Annotated in this window: 14 protein-coding genes, 3 pseudogenes and 1 other annotated feature; of the genes and pseudogenes, 9 read left to right on the top strand and 8 right to left on the bottom strand. The window is 48.2% G+C overall.

The annotated features are described in order from the left end of the window. Window positions 1-7: 7 nt before the first annotated feature. From OGV38_RS07090 to OGV38_RS07070, 5 genes and pseudogenes are all read left to right on the top strand, one after another. Complete coding sequence (locus tag OGV38_RS07090) at window positions 8-166, top strand: DUF1427 family protein (RefSeq protein ID WP_049268801.1); 159 nt, start codon at window positions 8-10, stop codon at window positions 164-166. Between the two features lie 85 nt (window positions 167-251). Then, window positions 252-1,466 carry a PfkB family carbohydrate kinase gene (locus OGV38_RS07085; protein ID WP_286473107.1) on the top strand — a complete coding sequence of 405 codons (1,215 nt, stop codon included), beginning with the start codon at window positions 252-254 and terminating at the stop codon, window positions 1,464-1,466. A gap of 31 nt (window positions 1,467-1,497) precedes the next feature. Beyond that, window positions 1,498-2,232, top strand: a complete 735-nt coding sequence (locus tag OGV38_RS07080; protein ID WP_016152869.1) for an outer membrane protein OmpK — start codon at window positions 1,498-1,500, stop codon at window positions 2,230-2,232. Window positions 2,233-2,249: 17 nt separating this feature from the next. Continuing rightward, window positions 2,250-3,212, top strand: coding sequence for a nucleoside hydrolase (locus OGV38_RS07075; protein ID WP_047417849.1), 963 nt, complete (start codon window positions 2,250-2,252; stop codon window positions 3,210-3,212). Between the two features lie 3 nt (window positions 3,213-3,215). Further along, a pseudogene (locus OGV38_RS07070) lies at window positions 3,216-4,446 on the top strand (NupC/NupG family nucleoside CNT transporter). A 40-nt stretch (window positions 4,447-4,486) separates the two neighbouring features. Here OGV38_RS07070 and ihfA read toward each other — a convergent pair. The 8 genes from ihfA to thrS form a co-directional block, all read right to left on the bottom strand. Further along, a complete protein-coding gene (gene ihfA / locus OGV38_RS07065) occupies window positions 4,487-4,786 on the bottom strand; it encodes an integration host factor subunit alpha (RefSeq protein ID WP_003030571.1) in 300 nt (99 codons plus the stop codon). A gap of 4 nt (window positions 4,787-4,790) precedes the next feature. Beyond that, entirely contained in the window at window positions 4,791-7,178 is a 2,388-nt protein-coding gene (gene pheT / locus OGV38_RS07060) for a phenylalanine--tRNA ligase subunit beta (RefSeq protein ID WP_269517309.1), read from the bottom strand. Between the two features lie 15 nt (window positions 7,179-7,193). Beyond that, window positions 7,194-8,177: a phenylalanine--tRNA ligase subunit alpha gene (gene pheS, locus OGV38_RS07055; RefSeq protein ID WP_016152865.1), complete on the bottom strand. Its 984-nt coding sequence runs from the start codon at window positions 8,175-8,177 to the stop codon at window positions 7,194-7,196. A 167-nt stretch (window positions 8,178-8,344) separates the two neighbouring features. Beyond that, window positions 8,345-8,469 (bottom strand) — a sequence feature (Phe leader region). Continuing rightward, window positions 8,420-8,464, bottom strand: coding sequence for a pheST operon leader peptide PheM (pheM, locus tag OGV38_RS07050; RefSeq protein ID WP_001386830.1), 45 nt, complete (start codon window positions 8,462-8,464; stop codon window positions 8,420-8,422). Its footprint overlaps the feature before it by 45 nt. A gap of 120 nt (window positions 8,470-8,589) precedes the next feature. Continuing rightward, window positions 8,590-8,946, bottom strand: a complete 357-nt coding sequence (rplT, locus tag OGV38_RS07045) for a 50S ribosomal protein L20 (RefSeq protein ID WP_003030578.1) — start codon at window positions 8,944-8,946, stop codon at window positions 8,590-8,592. Between the two features lie 55 nt (window positions 8,947-9,001). Continuing rightward, window positions 9,002-9,199: a 50S ribosomal protein L35 gene (rpmI, locus tag OGV38_RS07040; protein WP_003030583.1), complete on the bottom strand. Its 198-nt coding sequence runs from the start codon at window positions 9,197-9,199 to the stop codon at window positions 9,002-9,004. A gap of 96 nt (window positions 9,200-9,295) precedes the next feature. After that, on the bottom strand, window positions 9,296-9,838 hold the full coding sequence (infC, locus tag OGV38_RS07035) for a translation initiation factor IF-3 (protein WP_048997935.1): 543 nt from the start codon (window positions 9,836-9,838) through the stop codon (window positions 9,296-9,298). Window positions 9,839-9,841: 3 nt separating this feature from the next. After that, a complete protein-coding gene (thrS, locus tag OGV38_RS07030) occupies window positions 9,842-11,770 on the bottom strand; it encodes a threonine--tRNA ligase (RefSeq protein WP_016152864.1) in 1,929 nt (642 codons plus the stop codon). Between the two features lie 527 nt (window positions 11,771-12,297). On the opposite strand from thrS, the gene OGV38_RS07025 reads away from it, so the two are divergent. The 4 genes and pseudogenes from OGV38_RS07025 to ltrA all read left to right on the top strand — a co-directional run bounded on the left by OGV38_RS07025 (window position 12,298) and on the right by ltrA (window position 16,741). Next, window positions 12,298-13,395, top strand: coding sequence for a glycosyltransferase family protein (locus OGV38_RS07025; protein ID WP_286473104.1), 1,098 nt, complete (start codon window positions 12,298-12,300; stop codon window positions 13,393-13,395). A gap of 546 nt (window positions 13,396-13,941) precedes the next feature. After that, a pseudogene (locus OGV38_RS25065) lies at window positions 13,942-14,064 on the top strand (transposase); the annotation flags it as partial. A gap of 88 nt (window positions 14,065-14,152) precedes the next feature. Beyond that, a pseudogene (locus OGV38_RS07020) lies at window positions 14,153-14,560 on the top strand (IS3 family transposase); the annotation flags it as partial. A 672-nt stretch (window positions 14,561-15,232) separates the two neighbouring features. Further along, window positions 15,233-16,741 (top strand): group II intron reverse transcriptase/maturase, encoded by a 1,509-nt coding sequence (ltrA, locus tag OGV38_RS07015; RefSeq protein WP_001189111.1) that lies wholly within the window; start codon window positions 15,233-15,235, stop codon window positions 16,739-16,741. The last annotated feature ends 92 nt before the right edge of the window (window positions 16,742-16,833 follow it).

Here is a 16,833-nt window from a genome sequence, read left to right as displayed (position 1 = left end):
TTATCTTATGGATATAATTCTTTCGCTTATTGCTGGTGCAATTATTGGTTTCATATTTACATTAATAAAACTCCCCATTCCAGCCCCTACTGTCTGGCCTGGTGTATTTGGTATCATCGGTGTACTTAGTGGTAATCAGATCTTTAATTATTTATTCAACAAATAAATTCATTCACCAAAGAAATTAACGTATAGACAAAATAAACTTATTACATGGACCTCTCATCACATTCATGAAAAGTGAGGATTAGATGCCCTGTCGTTACAAAAAACAGCGTCTTCGCTATATTTTAACACTACTCAAAAAACAAGGAAGTGTAAAAATATCATCTCTTGTTAAGGTACTTGATGTTACGGAAAGAACACTCCGCCGCGACATCAATGACCTCGTAAAAACAGGACATGTCCGCTCATGCTATGGAGGTGCTGTATATAATCACGACAATGCATTCCCATTATATGAGAACAACTCTCTTTATTTGCACCAAAACATCATCATTAACCAATCAAAGATCGAACGAGAAATATCAATGAACGAAAACAATGGGAAAATTTACATTCTGGGTTCATTTAATACTGACTTAGTATATCGGCTTCACCGTTTTCCTATTTCAGGGGAAACCACGCGCGCGCTTTTTTCCTGTTGTTTACCCGGAGGGAAAGGCAGCAACCAGGCGATAGCATCCGCACAAGCCAATGCTCGCACTTATTTTACAGTCAAATTAGGTGAAGATGAGTTTTCAACCAAAGCCCAGCATTTTTTAAATGGCGTAGGATTAGAAAAGCTAACCATCTTTACCAAAAGTGATGCACCAACCGGCAGTGCCGTAGTGATGATATCCGAAGAGGCTGGCGATAATGTAATCGTTATTAATCCAGGGGCTAATCAGGAAATAACGAGTGAAGAAATTATATCCTGTTATGACGAGATAGGCACCGCCAATGTTTTTTTGACGCAGATGGAAAACAATCCTGACGCTACAGCTCAAGCTATTAAGTTCGCACATGCCGCAGGGGTGATGACAATCCTGAATCCAGCGCCATGGCGTAAGGAGGTGACAGACCTTCTCCGCTGGACACACATCCTGACCCCAAACCTCACAGAAGCAGAGGCGATAATTGGCAAGGCTATTCGTACGCCAGACGATATTCGTCAGGCCGCCGAAACCATGCACCAAATGGGACCACAATATATTCTAATTACGTTAGGCAAAGATGGGTGCTGGTTATTTGATGGTTCTACTCACCAACAGTTCCCGGCATATCCCGCCGTTAATATTGATACCTCCGGCGCCGGTGATGCATTTAATGGTGCACTCGCTGCACGACTTGCCTGTGGAGAAAATATTGCCAACGCAATTCATTACGCCTGTGTAGTTGCAGCACTGGCCGTAGAGCGTGAAGGTGCAGCCAATATGCCATCCCATGAACTCGTATTAAAACGATTAGCTTGTACTAAATACTGATATTAATCCACCACCAAAATAGGGATATAAAATGAAAAAAATCGCCTTCGGGGCTTTATTATCGTGCGTAGCTTTTTCCTCATTAGCTGAACAACAATACGGTTGGGGAAATATACATTTTGACTATCAATCCTGGGATGCCGGTGTTAAAGACCTCGAATATGAACAAGCCTTAATTGGTATTGAGGGAGGTATTGGTTTTGATTGGGGTGAAATGTACGGCTTTTATGATTTTGAAAATATTCTAGATGACGAAGGAAATCAGGGGCAGACTGCGAATGGTGAAATTCATACCTACCTCTGGAAAACAGGTGCCAGCCTATTTACAAAAGTCTATAATTCGCAAAGCCCTAATTTTAAAGAAACGAATCAATTTATTGGGCTTGGCTATACCGACCTGAAAGGCGATGGATGGTGGTTTAAACCCTGGATTGCTCGTCAGTACATTACCGCACACAGTAATTTTGGCCCAGCTTATGATATTAATGGACTCAATGGTTTCTCAATCGGATGGAACGCTGGTTATGCTTTCAATCTTCTCAACCAGGACTTCTTACTGTCCAATTGGAATGAAATAGAACTTGACCGTAATGATGACTATACCGCTAACAATCATGGTAGCAATGGTTTAAACGGCGGCCTGAATATTACCTGGAAAATCATGCCTCATATATCCACCACATTAATGTATCGGTACTTTTATAACAAACTTGGTGCGGATGGATATGGCGATATTCTCATTTATCGACTGGCCTACGACTTCTAACTTAAGGAACATTAACGATGTTAAGTATCCACTGGCCTGAATTAACTTCAGCGCAGCGTATTACCTTAATTACGCCACCTAAGTATGGCAAAGTGCCTATCGTTATTGACAGCGATACCTACAATGAAATTGACGATCAGATGGCCATTGCCTGGGCATTCTTACACCCGGAGCGCCTCGATCTGCAAGCTGTTTACGCCGCTCCGTTTACCAACCACTATTTTGGTAAAGAGGGCTCACACACATATGTTGACGATCCCGCAGTAGGCATGCAACTGAGCGTCGATGAGATCTATCGCGTATTTAACAAACTCCCCCGCCGCGAAAACATACCGCAAATATTCCAGGGTTCAACACGCTATCTGAAAGATAGCAACCAGCCGGAGATGTCAGCAGCAGTACAGGATTTGATTAACCGGGCAAGAACGGCTGAGCAAACATTACATGTACTCGCAATCGCCGCGCCGACCAATATCGCTAACGCACTGCTCCTCGCGCCGGACATCGTCACAAAGATTCATGTCATCTGGCTTGGGGGTAACAGTTATGCCTGGAAAGATAATCATGAATTCAACCTGATGCAGGACATTGTGGCGAGTCGGGTACTTTTTGATAGCGGCGTAGCGCTCACCCAAATTCCCTGCTTTGGCGTGGCTAACACTATGGCCTCATCGGTCCCAGAGATGCAGCACTATTTTGCAGAGACCAGCCGCATTGGTAGCTACTTTGCTGAAATTGCCCCGCGATGCCCCTGGATTGGTTTTGCATCCCGCAAAGTCATTTGGGATATCACTACGGTTGGCTATGTCCTGAATCCTGACTGGTTCACCTGTGAATACCGTACATCCCCTTTGATCAATGACAATCTGAGCTGGAGTTTTGATAACCGCCGTCACGTCATTCAGGTCGCAAAGTTTATTGAGCGGGATGCTCTCTTTAAAGATCTTTTCCGTAGCATCATTGATGCCGATGAGGGATAAACCATGCAGATACTCATCGTCATACTTGGCATTGTTGTCCTGTTACTCGTTGCCTGGCTATGTTCAGAAAATCGCAAAGCTATCCGGTTTCGCACTGTTGGCGGCGCCTTTGCAATCCAGGCTCTTTTTGCTGCATTTATCCTGTATGTCCCCTTAGGGGAAAAAATCTTACTCGCCATATCAAACAGTCTGTCAGGCATGCTGAACTATTCGTCGGAAGGGATTAACTTTCTCTTCGGTAATCTCGGACAGTTCAAAATGGGGTTTGTATTTGCCGTGCATGTTCTGCCGATTATCATTTTTATGTCAGCATTGTTCTCCGTGCTGTACTACCTGGGCATCATGCAGTGGATTATCCGTCTCATCGGTACGGGTATCCATAAACTGCTACGCACCAGCCCGGCAGAATCCATGGCTGCAACGGCCAATATTTTTGCGGGCAATACTGACGTCTTCGTCCTGATGAAGCCTTATGCGCCACGCATGACGCGCTCAGAACTGTTTGCCCTCATGACAGGTGGTGTGGCCTCTATCGCAGGCTCAGTGCTGGTTGGCTATGCCAGTATGGGGATCGAAATTCGCTATCTGGTAGCCGCCTCTTTTATGTCAGCACCAGGCGGTCTGTTAATGGCGAAAATGCTGTTTCCAGAAACGGAACCCGAAAACACTGCCGACGTGTCAGGCGATATGCTTGGTCAAGATGAAAAGCCTATCAACATCGTTGAAGCGGCGACAAATGGCGCGACTATCGGGCTGAAGCTCGCCGCTAACGTGGGGGCAATGCTTCTGGCACTGATTGCATTAATTGCTATGGTGAACGGCTTGTTGGGCTGGTTTTGTGGCTTTTTCGGCTATGGTAACGTCACGCTACAATTTATCTTCAGTTACCTTTTTGCTCCGGTTGCCTGGCTGTTGGGCATTCCCACTAACGAAGTCTTGCAAATTGGCAGCCTGTTAGGTCAAAAATTGGTGCTGAATGAGTTCGTCGCGTATACCAGCTTTATTCCAATGAAAGACCAACTCTCGGAATATTCGCAGATAATAACGATCATGGCGCTGGCTGGGTTTGCCAATTTGTCCTCTCCTGCCGCATTGATTGGCGTACTGGGGGGGGATTGTGCCGGGGAAAAAAAGTTTCATTGCTAAAATGGGGCTTAAAGTGATCCTGGCGGGCACGTTGTCTAACCTGCTGAGTGCAGCATTGACCGGGCTGTTTTTCCTTCTGGCTCACTAAGAAAAAAGGCCGCATTCGCGGCCTTTTTAGTTAGTTCAGATTACTCTTCTTTCGGCGTTGCGTTTTCAACCCGGCTTTTTAACTTCTGTCCGGGTCTGAAGGTCACCACGCGCCGTGCTGTAATGGGAATATCTTCGCCCGTTTTCGGATTACGGCCCGGACGTTGATTCTTATCACGCAGATCGAAGTTACCAAAACCAGAGAGTTTTACCTGCTCACCATTTTCCAGAGCACGACGGATCTCTTCGAAAAACAGCTCGACCAGTTCTTTGGCATCCCGCTTGCTAAGCCCAAGCTTATCAAACAGATATTCTGACATTTCAGCTTTTGTAAGCGCCATAGGTTCAATCCCTCAATGATGCCTGGAATCGCTCTTTTAATGCCTCTACACATTTGGCGACGGTAGCGGCAATCTCCTCTTCTTCAAGTGTACGGCTGGTATCCTGAAGGATCAGGCTGATAGCGAGGCTCTTATAACCCTCCGCAACACCCTTACCGCGGTACACGTCAAACAAGTTTACGCCAACTACCTGATTTACGCCAACTTTCTTACATTCGGATAAAATATCCGCAGCGGGAACGTTTTCTGCCACAACTACCGCGATGTCGCGACGGTTCGCCGGGAAGCGAGAAACTTCACGCGCCTGAGGCACCACGCGGTCTGCGAGCTTGTTCCACTCCAGTTCAAACACCAGAGTGCGACCGTTCAGATCCAGTTTACGTTCCAGTTCAGGATGAACAACCCCAATGAAACCAATGCGTTCACCTTTCAGATAAATCGCCGCAGACTGCCCCGGATGCAGTGCTGGATTCGCTTCAGCTTTGAACTGAATATCCGCCAGCTTGCCGGTCAGGTCGAGAACCGCTTCCAGATCGCCTTTCAGATCATAGAAATCAACGGTCTCTTTTGCCAGATTCCAGTGTTCATCATGACGGTTACCGCAGATCGCGCCCGCCAGCATCAGATCCTGACTGATCCCGAGGTTGGCCTGCGTGTCCGGTACGAAACGTAAACCCGTTTCGAAAATACGCACGCGGTTTTGCTGACGATTCTGGTTGTACACTACCGTAGACAGCAAGCCGGTCCACAGGGATAAACGCATTGCCGACATATCAATCGAGATTGGGCTTGGCAGCAACAGCGCTTCTTCACCCGGGTGTAGCAGCGCCTGGACTTTCGGGTCGACAAAGCTGTAGGTAATAACTTCCTGGTAGCCTTTGTCATTCAGCATGGTTTTTACGCGTTTCAGCGACAAATCCGCTTCACGATGCGTACCCATGATAAGACCCGCCTGAATTGGCGTATTCGGGATATTGTCATAACCGTATACACGGGCGACTTCTTCGACCAGGTCTTCTTCGATCTCCATATCGAAACGCCAGCTCGGCGCTACCGCTTTCCACTCATCTTGCCCTTCCGTGACATCACAACCCAGACGGCGCAGAATATCGCTCACCTGCTCATCCGCAATATGGTGTCCGATCAGACGATCCAGTTTGCTACGGCGCAGCGTAATGGTTGCGCGTTTTGGCAGCGAGGCTTCGTTCGTCACGTCAATGATTGGACCCGCTTCGCCGCCGCAGATATCGATCAGCAGGCGCGTAGCACGTTCCATGGCTATATGTTGCAGCGCCGGATCGACACCACGCTCATAGCGGTGAGAGGCATCGGTGTGCAGACCGTGACGACGTGCGCGACCGGTAATAGACAGCGGGCTGAAGAACGCGCATTCCAGCAGGACGTTTTGCGTTTCATCATTCACACCGGAGTGCTCGCCACCAAAGATGCCGCCCATTGCCAGCGCTTTGTTATGGTCCGCAATCACCAGCGTATCCGCATTCAGCTTCGCTTCGCTGCCGTCCAGCAATACCAGGGTTTCACCTTCTTTTGCCATGCGGACAACAATCCCGCCTTCAATGCGGTCTTTGTCGAATGCGTGCATCGGCTGGCCCAATTCGAGCAGCACATAGTTAGTCACGTCAACCACGGCATCGATCGAGCGGATGCCGCAACGACGCAGTTTTTCTTTCATCCACAGCGGGGTTGGCGCTTTAACGTTAATGCCTTTCACCACGCGGCCCAGATAGCGTGGGCAGGCTTCCACCGCGTCGACCTGAATCGGCAGGACGTCGTTAATGGTTGCAGCTACTGGCGTTATTTCCGGCTCAACCAGAGGGGCTTTGTTCAGTACAGCAACGTCACGTGCCACACCGATAATGCCTAAGCAGTCGGCGCGGTTCGGAGTGACGCTGATTTCGATAGTATTATCGTCAAGCTTCAGGTATTCACGGATATCGGTACCAATTGGTGCATCGACAGGCAGTTCGATAATACCGTTGTGATCGTCGGAAATGCCCAGCTCGGAGAACGAGCACAGCATGCCTTCAGACGGTTCACCGCGCAGTTTCGCGGCTTTGATTTTGAAATCGCCCGGCAGAACGGCACCAACGGTTGCTACAGCCACCTTCAGCCCTTGACGGCAGTTTGGCGCACCGCAGACGATATCCAGCAGGCGGTCGCCGCCGACATTCACCTTGGTGACGCGCAGTTTGTCAGCGTTCGGATGCTGAGCGCACTCAACCACTTCGCCCACCACAACGCCGTTGAACGCGCCAGAAACAGGATCCACACCGTCAACTTCCAGACCCGCCATCGTGATTTGGTTTGACAACGCATCGCTATCAATCGCCGGGTTTACCCATTCGCGTAACCACAGTTCACTGAATTTCATTGTTTTATCCTGCCTTTATTTAAACTGTTTGAGGAAACGCAGATCGTTTTCGAAGAAAGAACGCAGATCGGTTACGCCGTAACGCAGCATGGTCAGACGCTCCATACCCATACCGAATGCAAAGCCAGAGTAGATTTCCGGATCGATACCGACGTTACGCAGCACGTTCGGGTGAACCATTCCGCAACCCAATACTTCCAGCCATTTGCCATTTTTACCCATCACATCGACTTCCGCAGAAGGTTCGGTGAACGGGAAGTAGGAAGGACGGAAACGAACCTGCAGGTCTTCTTCAAAGAAGTTGCGCAGGAAATCATGCAGCGTGCCTTTCAGGTTGGTGAAGTTGATGTTGGTATCAACAATCAGCCCTTCCATCTGATGGAACATTGGGGTGTGCGTCTGATCGTAGTCGTTACGATATACGCGGCCCGGAGCGATAATACGGATCGGCGGCTGTTTTTCTTTCATAGTGCGGATCTGCACGCCGGAAGTCTGCGTACGCAGCAGACGCGTCGCATCAAACCAGAAAGTGTCGTGGTCAGCGCGCGCCGGGTGATGGCCAGGAATGTTCAGCGCATCGAAGTTATGATAGTCATCTTCGATTTCCGGACCGGTTGCCACGGTAAAGCCCAGCTCACCAAAGAAACTTTCAATGCGATCGATAGTCCGCGTTACCGGATGCAAACCGCCGTTTTCGATACGACGCCCAGGCAAGGAGATATCGATCGTTTCTTCAGCCAGACGAGCATTCAGCGCGGCATTTTCTAATTCGGCTTTACGCGCGTTCAGCGCTTGCTGAACCTGCTCTTTGGCTTCGTTTATCACCGCACCTGCTGCCGGGCGCTCTTCTGCCGGCAGTTCACGCAGGGTAGTCATCTGAAGGGTCAGGTGCCCTTTCTTGCCCAAATATTCGACGCGGACATTGTCTAACGCGGCAACATCTGAAGCCTGGTTAATGGCGGCCGTTGCACTGGCAACCAGCTCTGCGAGATGTGACATGGTTTTCCTCGTTATGTTGCGATATTCACTAGTCGCTCGTATATACACAAAATCATTCTGGCTGAGTCAAGGCAGCAGTAGAGCGCTAATCCTCAGGAGCGTACACAAGTACGAGACTGGGGGAAGCGACTGCAGCCAATGCAGAGGCAGCCTGAAGGATAACGTGTATAAAAAAAGCCTCCACCAGGGAGGCTTTTAGGCGCTGTTTTCCGTTTCTTCTTTCACGCGCAAGCCTCCTGAGTTCAGGTGCTAAAGTAAAAGAAGAAGCGGAAAATAGCAGCATTCATGCTTGCGTTACCTTGTGTGGTAAAAACCGGACAACCTTTATTGAAAAGGCTTACGGATAAATTGTCAACCAATTGATTGCACTACAAATAAAAGAGAGGGAGCCAGGCTCCCTCTTTTCACCGGCTTATGCCAGAGCTGCTTTCGCTTTTTCGACCAGAGCGGTGAACGCTACTTTGTCGAATACTGCGATGTCAGCCAGGATCTTACGGTCGATTTCAACAGAGGCTTTTTTCAGGCCGTTGATGAATTTGCTGTAAGAAATACCGTTCTGACGTGCTGCTGCGTTGATACGCGCAATCCACAGTTGACGGAACTGACGCTTTTTCTGACGACGGTCACGATAAGCGTACTGACCAGCTTTGATAACAGCCTGGAAGGCAACGCGGTATACGCGAGAACGCGCACCGTAGTAGCCTTTAGCTTGTTTCAAAATTTTCTTGTGACGTGCACGGGCAACTACACCACGTTTTACGCGAGCCATATGTGCTCTCCTGTATCTATATTCTTAGTAAAAAAATTAATTAAACGTTAACGGCTTATGCGTACGGCAGGCACGCGATAACCAGACCCAGATCGCCTTTAGAAACGAGGCCTTTTGGACGCAGGTGACGTTTACGCTTAGTAGATTTTTTGGTCAGAATATGACGCAGGTTTGCGTGCTTACGCTTAAATCCACCACCACCGGTTTTTTTGAAGCGCTTAGCAGCACCGCGTACGGTCTTAATTTTTGGCATTTTAATAACTTCCACTTCGCATTGTTAATAAACGAAACGTAGGCGAACAACGGCTGTGGAACCCACGGGCTCCACAGACATTGCTACTTGAAGGCCTTACTGTTTCTTCTTAGGAGCGAGCACCATGATCATCTGGCGGCCTTCGATCTTCGTAGGGAAGGATTCGACTACTGCCAGTTCACTCAGATCGTCACGGACGCGGTTGAGCACTTCCATACCGATCTGTTGGTGGGCCATCTCACGACCGCGAAAACGCAGCGTGATCTTAGCCTTATCGCCATCTTCCAGAAAGCGTACCAGGCTGCGGAGTTTTACCTGGTAATCGCCATCGTCGGTGCCAGGACGGAATTTAATTTCCTTAACCTGGATAACTTTTTGCTTTTTCTTCTGTTCCTTAGAAGACTTACTCTTTTCATAAAGGAACTTGCCGTAGTCCATAATACGACAAACTGGCGGTTCGGCGTTAGGGCTGATTTCAACTAAATCTACTCCAGCTTCTTCAGCTTTTTCGATCGCTTCTCTCAGACTCACAATACCCAAAGCTTCGCCTTCCAGACCTGTTAAGCGAACTTCCAGGGCGCGAATCTCGCCATTGATACGATTCGGACGTGCCGTTTGAACTCGTTTTCCGCCTTTAATACCTTATTCCTCCAGTTGTTGAAGACTGCGGCTGCGAATCTCTTGTTGCAGCTTCTCAATCACTTCATTTACGTCCAGGCTGCCCAAGTCTTTGCCACGACGGGTGCGCACGGCAACTTTGCCTGCTTCTACCTCTTTGTCGCCACAGACCAACATGTAAGGGACACGACGTAAAGTGTGCTCGCGGATTTTAAAGCCAATCTTCTCATTTCTCAAGTCTGCTTTTACACGAATACCCGCATTTTGTAGTTTCTGCGTTAATTCGTTGACGTATTCAGACTGTGAATCGGTGATGTTCATGACGACAACCTGAACTGGCGCAAGCCAGGTCGGGAAGAAGCCAGCGAACTCTTCGGTCAGGATACCGATGAAACGTTCCATCGACCCAAGAATTGCGCGGTGAATCATAACCGGCACCTGACGCTCGTTGTTTTCGCCAACATAAGAGGCGCTTAAACGGGACGGCAGAGAGAAGTCCAGCTGTACAGTACCGCACTGCCATGCACGATCGAGGCAGTCATACAGGGTAAATTCAATTTTCGGACCGTAGAATGCGCCCTCACCCAGTTGGTACTCAAACGGGATGTTGTTTTCTTCCAGCGCAACGGCCAGGTCAGCTTCAGCACGGTCCCACATTTCATCGCTACCGATACGTTTTTCGGGGCGAGTGGACAGTTTGACGACGATTTTCTCGAAGCCAAAGGTGCTATACATATCGTAGACCATACGAATGCAAGCGTTAACTTCATCACGGATCTGCTCTTCTGTACAGAAGATATGTGCATCATCCTGAGTGAAGCCACGAACACGCATCAGGCCATGCAGCGCGCCTGACGGCTCATTGCGGTGGCAGCTACCAAACTCGGCCATACGCAACGGCAGATCACGATAGGATTTCAGACCCTGATTGAAGATCTGCACGTGGCCCGGGCAGTTCATGGGCTTAATGCAGTATTCACGGTTCTCAGAGGAGGTCGTGAACATCGCATCTTTGTAGTTATCCCAGTGACCTGTTTTTTCCCACAGCACGCGGTCCATCATGAACGGACCTTTAACTTCCTGATACTGGTATTCTTTCAGTTTTGAGCGAACAAAGACTTCCAGTTCACGGAAGATTGTCCAGCCATCATTGTGCCAGAACACCATACCCGGCGCTTCTTCCTGCATATGATACAGGTCAAGCTGCTTACCGATTTTACGGTGGTCGCGTTTGGCCGCTTCTTCCAGACGTTGCAGGTAGGCACTCAGGGCTTTTTTATCGGCCCACGCAGTACCATAAATACGCTGCAGCATCTTGTTATTGCTGTCGCCACGCCAGTATGCCCCAGCGGTCTTCATCAGTTTGAAGTGATGACAGAAACGCATGTTCGGCACGTGCGGGCCACGGCACATATCGACATATTCTTCATGATGGTACAAGCCAGGCTTGTCATCATGGGCAATGTTTTCATCAAGAATGGAGACTTTATAGGTCTCGCCACGCTTCACGAAGGTTTCACGCGCTTCGTACCAGCTGACTTTCTTCTTAATGACATCGTAGTTTTTCTCAGCGAGCTCGTGCATCCGCTTCTCGAGCGCGTCGACATCTTCCTGGGTTAGCGTACGGTCAAGATCGATATCGTAGTAAAAACCGTTATCAACAACCGGTCCGATCGCCATTTTGGTGTGCGGCCAGAGTTGTTTGATCGCGTGCCCTAACAGGTGCGCACAGGAGTGACGAATGATCTCCAGACCTTCTTCATCCTTCGCGGTGATGATGGAGAGCTTCGCATCATGCTCAATCAGATCGGAAGCATCTACCAGCTCACCGTCAACACGGCCAGCAATAGTGGCTTTCGCCAGACCTGGACCGATGTCCAGCGCAACATCCATGGGGCTTACAGCGTGGTCGTAATGGCGTTGGCTGCCATCAGGAAGAGTAATAACAGGCATGTTATATCCTTATTTGCAGTGGTGACCCACACGTAAGATCACATACAAAGAGAAAATTTATTTGTTTACAGTAAGTTGTGAAACCATCTAACCAACAATCGCTAAATTGGTACACAATCTGGTACACAAACGAAAAACTGACATCATCAGTCCTTCACCCAGTAAAATGATGGTAACACTAAAAAAGTGGTGATTGCATCACTCTGTTTCACATAGATTCAAATTGCCTTGAACGAATTGGCGCGATCGACTAATCGAAGAAGCATCCAAAGCCTTGCAAACCGATGCAAAGCTTTGTGTGTCCCGTTTTTTTCTCATTCCGCCATTCTTAAAGAGGTCCCTTTATAGGCTGATCAGGTTATTCAACATCCGGTGTTGTCATGGATTACTTGTATCAGAAAATACCCCGTACCTTTTTCATTCAGATAACCAGATGCCTCATCAACTCGCGAACCCAGCTATGGATGAAGGTCAAATGTTGGTGCATAATGTTAAAATTGCACTACTATTAATTTAATGGATTTGTAATGAATACAAGTAGACTTTCAATGGATGGTGTTAAGAAAACACTTTTTATTGTCCCTTATCTTGCAATTGCTGCGGTTTCTGTTTTTCTGACGCTTCTTCAGCGTCCAGGTTATATACTTTGGGGGGATAGTTACGTTAGGTGGGGTTTTGCAAAAAAAATAGCAGAAAATGGATTGTTTTATGATTACTCATTGCTAGGATTTGAAAATTGGCATAATACTTTCCCTACTGTTCTTCAGGGCACCTTCTGGTCAATTGTACCAAGTCTGACTGCATTCTCAATGTCACAAGCTTTTATTACTTTTAGCTCGTCATATTTACTGTTTAATTGCTTCTTCAGGAAAAGAATATCACTGATCGTATCGTTATTATTTTTCCTGTATCCGGTGAACGCTGTTTTTTCTGTTATGCATATGCCTGATGCCATGATTGTGCCGTTTGTTATGCTATCAGTTGTGGTCTTTATCAAGAGAAATATTTTATCTGAGAAGACTAGTATTTATTTTTACTACCTGATTATTTTTACATTATTTATATGTTCGGTGTGGGTTAGACCATCATTTGCTGTGACTGCACCAGTATATGCATGGTTTGTTTTCGATAGATATAAAATAAAAATAATAATGGCAATAACTCTTACTGTTTTTACTGCGCTCACAATGAATATGTGGGATAAAGTTCTTAATGTTGTTGTTTTCTCTCCGGCTTCTGTTGGCATGGCCTCGGAAATAGCAGGAATATCAAAAGCAACTGATGGTAGAGTTTGCTATGATTGCCTTGATAAGTACGGAAGCACAGAGAATTCTAGAAAGTTTTATAGTGATTCAGATATCGGGAAAAGTCTTGGGGGAGAACAACCGGCCTTGGTTCCAGCTAAGGTAGCATCTAAAGATAACTCAAGAGAGATATTTGGCCTTTATGTTAATGCTATAAAAGAAGCCCCAATTGAATTTATCAAAATGAAGACCAGGAAAACCATGTTGTTAATTGGTGTGACGGAGCCTGTTTTTTTACGGGTGCATACGACAGCTCAGAAGATGAAAAGCTATCAGAGTTATGCAGCAACTGTAAAATGTCAAAGCACAGAGAAGAAATAAACTATACTGCAATGAGATCAGTTATAGTCTCTTACTTCCCTATTCATCCATGGGTATTAATACTCTTCTCATCAGTATGTGTAATTCTGTGCCCTAAAGGAAAAAGAAAGGACGTTGGGTTTATCGTTTGTGTCGGTATTGCATTCTATTCAAGTTTTATATTAAATTTACAACGGATAGAATTCAGATATTTTTACTTGACTTGGGTTATGCTCTGTCACGCATCAATCATTTCTTTATTGCTAAAATTGAAAAACAAATAATTATTTAGGTAGGTAGGTAGGGGGTTAAGTTAAATTACTCCCTGCTTTTTATTATTGTATCTCAGGTCACTCGCCTGGCGCATTATCGGTATCGATAGTTCTATTCCCTTCGTCTGATATTGACCCAAGTTGAAGCTCAGTACGCATCATTGATGTAATATTAACCATGCTATCTAACAGATCTTTCTTTTTAATTTCAGCATTTCTTCAGTTGCTCCTTTGAATGGCCACGGGTTTAACAGACACCTCGGAGTCATTTAAAATGGCTTAAAGTGAGGTGCACATGAGCAGTAAGCGTTATCCTGAAGAGTTTAAAATTGAAGCAGTTAAACAGGTTGTTGAGCGTGGTCATTCTGTTTCCAGTGTTGCAACACGTCTCGATATCACTACCCACAGTCTTTATGCCTAGATAAAGAAGTACGGGCCGGACTCTTCCAACAATCCTCCGCAACCCCATGTTTTCACATGACTGTTGCGTTGACCAATTGAATCTACAACTGAGGTACGCCTTTATCCGTGACAACTCCTGTTGCTGGCCTGTTCATCTGCTCTGTTGGGTGCTAGATGTTCATCCCAGTGGTTTTTACGCCAGGCTTCAGCAGCCACATTCTCAGCGCCACCAGGCAGATCTGAGACTGACGTGACAGATCAAACAGTTCTGGCTGGAGTCCGGTTGTGTTTATGGCTATCGCAAGATCCATCTGGACCTGCGGGACAGCGGACAACAGTGCGGAGTGAACAGATTCTGGCGGCTGAGGAAGCGTGCCGGGATAAAGGCTCAGGTCGGGTATCGACGCCCACGAGCGCGTAAAGATGAAGTCAGTATCGTGACACCCAACAGACTCCAGCGGCAATTCAACCCGAAAGCACCGGATGAACGTTGGGTAACGGACATAACTTACAGTGTGCCCGGAGTTCAGGGCGGGCATGGATGCTTAAATGAACCGCGAGTCTGTCTGGAATATTGAACCGGTAACTCACGATGAGAAACCCAACAATCCCACCGGGTGTGACGGTGGAGAACCTGAGCGGCAGTGACCTGCGGCATGCCCGCAGGGTGATGTAACCCGCTGACAACGGGGATTGAGGCGAGATCACTAAGCCGAGATGATCCTCAAGGTTAAGTACTGAAAGGCTGAAGAACATGAACCCGTTAATCCGCCTCTGTGGGTTGAAAACGTCACCACGGCCTACGTGATCTGACAGGCCGTGCAGGAGGAACTGGCAGTGATACGTAAGCACTGCCGGTCGAAGGTGTTTTGACATGTATGCGAAACACCGGGGCAGCAGCGTCTATCACGCTTGCGTTGCTGACTTCTGCCAACTTGCGGCAAGCAAGGATAAAGAGTGCGACGGGCAGCCTCCTCAGTATGCCTGAGTCCAGGCAGGTAAACCGGGGAAGGTCAGCGACGGATGTTAAGGGGGCATGGCTCCGATGACGCGCTGGCTGGCGGAGCTTCCGTAGTAGTCCGCGATGGGGAAAGCCCATTACATGGCGAAGGGAAGCAGTTTGAATGTGTTTGCGACGTGAATTAACTGACCTAACGAGGTGAAGACCTTTGATAATCAGCGAAATGCAACGCAAGCTTGCCACATGGGCAGCCACCGATCCGTCCCTACGGATTCAACGGCTGCTGCGTCTGATAACACAACCAGAATGGCTGGCTGAAGCGGCGCGGATCACGCTTTCATCAAAGGGGGCCCATACCCCCGGCGTTGATGGCGTGAACAAAACAATGCTACAGGCCAGACTGGCTGTTGAGCTGCAAATCCTCAGGGATGAATTACTCTCAGGCCACTACCAGCCCTTGCCCGCCAGACGGGTTTACATCCCTAAAAGCAACGGCAAACTGCGACCACTGGGTATCCCCGCGTTGCGGGATCGTATTGTTCAGCGGGCCATGCTGATGGCGATGGAGCCGATATGGGAGAGTGATTTTCATACGCTCTCATATGGCTTCCGGCCTGAGCGCAGTGTCCACCACGCGATCCGCACGGTGAAATTACAGCTCACAGACTGTGGTGAAACCCGGGGACGCTGGGTGATTGAAGGCGACCTGTCCAGTTACTTCGACACCGTACATCATCGACTGCTGATGAAGGCTGTACGCCGCAGGATCAGTGACGCACGTTTCATGACTCTGCTGTGGAAAACCATCAAGGCGGGACATATCGATGTCGGTCTCTTTCGGGCGGCCAGTGAAGGTGTACCACAGGGCGGTGTTATATCGCCGCTATTATCGAACATCATGCTGAATGAGTTCGATCAATACCTGCATGAGCGCTACCTGAGCGGGAAAGCCAGAAAAGATCGGTGGTACTGGAATAACAGTATCCAACGGGGCCGAAGTACGGCGGTCAGAGAAAACTGGCAGTGGAAACCCGCGGTGGCGTACTGCCGCTATGCCGATGATTTTGTCCTCATCGTCAAAGGCACCAAAGCACAGGCGGAAGCCATCAGGGAGGAGTGTCGGGGTGTGCTCGAAGGCAGTCTGAAACTCAGGCTGAACATGGATAAGACTAAAATCACCCATGTTAATGACGGCTTTATCTTTCTGGGGCACAGGATCATTCGCAAACGCAGTCGTTATGGCGAGATGCGAGTGGTCTCAACGATCCCGCAGGAGAAAGCCAGAAACTTCGCCGCATCGCTGACAGCACTGTTATCAGGCAACTACAGTGAAAGCAAAGTCGATATGGCTGAACAACTCAACCGAAAACTGAAAGGCTGGGCCATGTTCTATCAGTTCGTTGATTTTAAGGCCAAAGTCTTCAGTTATATCGACCGTGTCGTGTTCTGGAAGCTGGCTCACTGGCTGGCCCGCAAATACCGTACAGGTATCGCTTCCCTGATGAGGTGGTGGTGTAAATCACCGAAACCGGGTCAGAGCAAAACGTGGGTTTTATTTGGTAAAACCAATCACGGCAAGCTCAGCGGCGAAATACTGTACCGGTTGGTGGGGCAAGGCAAGAAGCTGTTCCGCTGGCGGCTACCCGAAGGTAATCCCTATCTGAGGACGGAGACCAGAAACACGTATACATCGCGCTTTACAGAAGTGGCAATGGCGTTCGCCAGCATTTAAATGGAGAGCCGGATGCGCTGAAAGGTGCACGTCCGGTTCGGGGAGGAGAGGCAGGGAAATAGTCCGACTACGCCCTGCCTCTTACTCTACTC

Source organism: Citrobacter sp. Cb080 (assembly GCF_030334745.1).
In the GTDB taxonomy this organism is placed as follows: Bacteria; Pseudomonadota; Gammaproteobacteria; order Enterobacterales; family Enterobacteriaceae; genus Citrobacter; species Citrobacter braakii.
The sequence above is the reverse complement of the archived record's forward strand: the minus strand, read 5'-3'. Positions and strand labels throughout refer to the sequence as shown.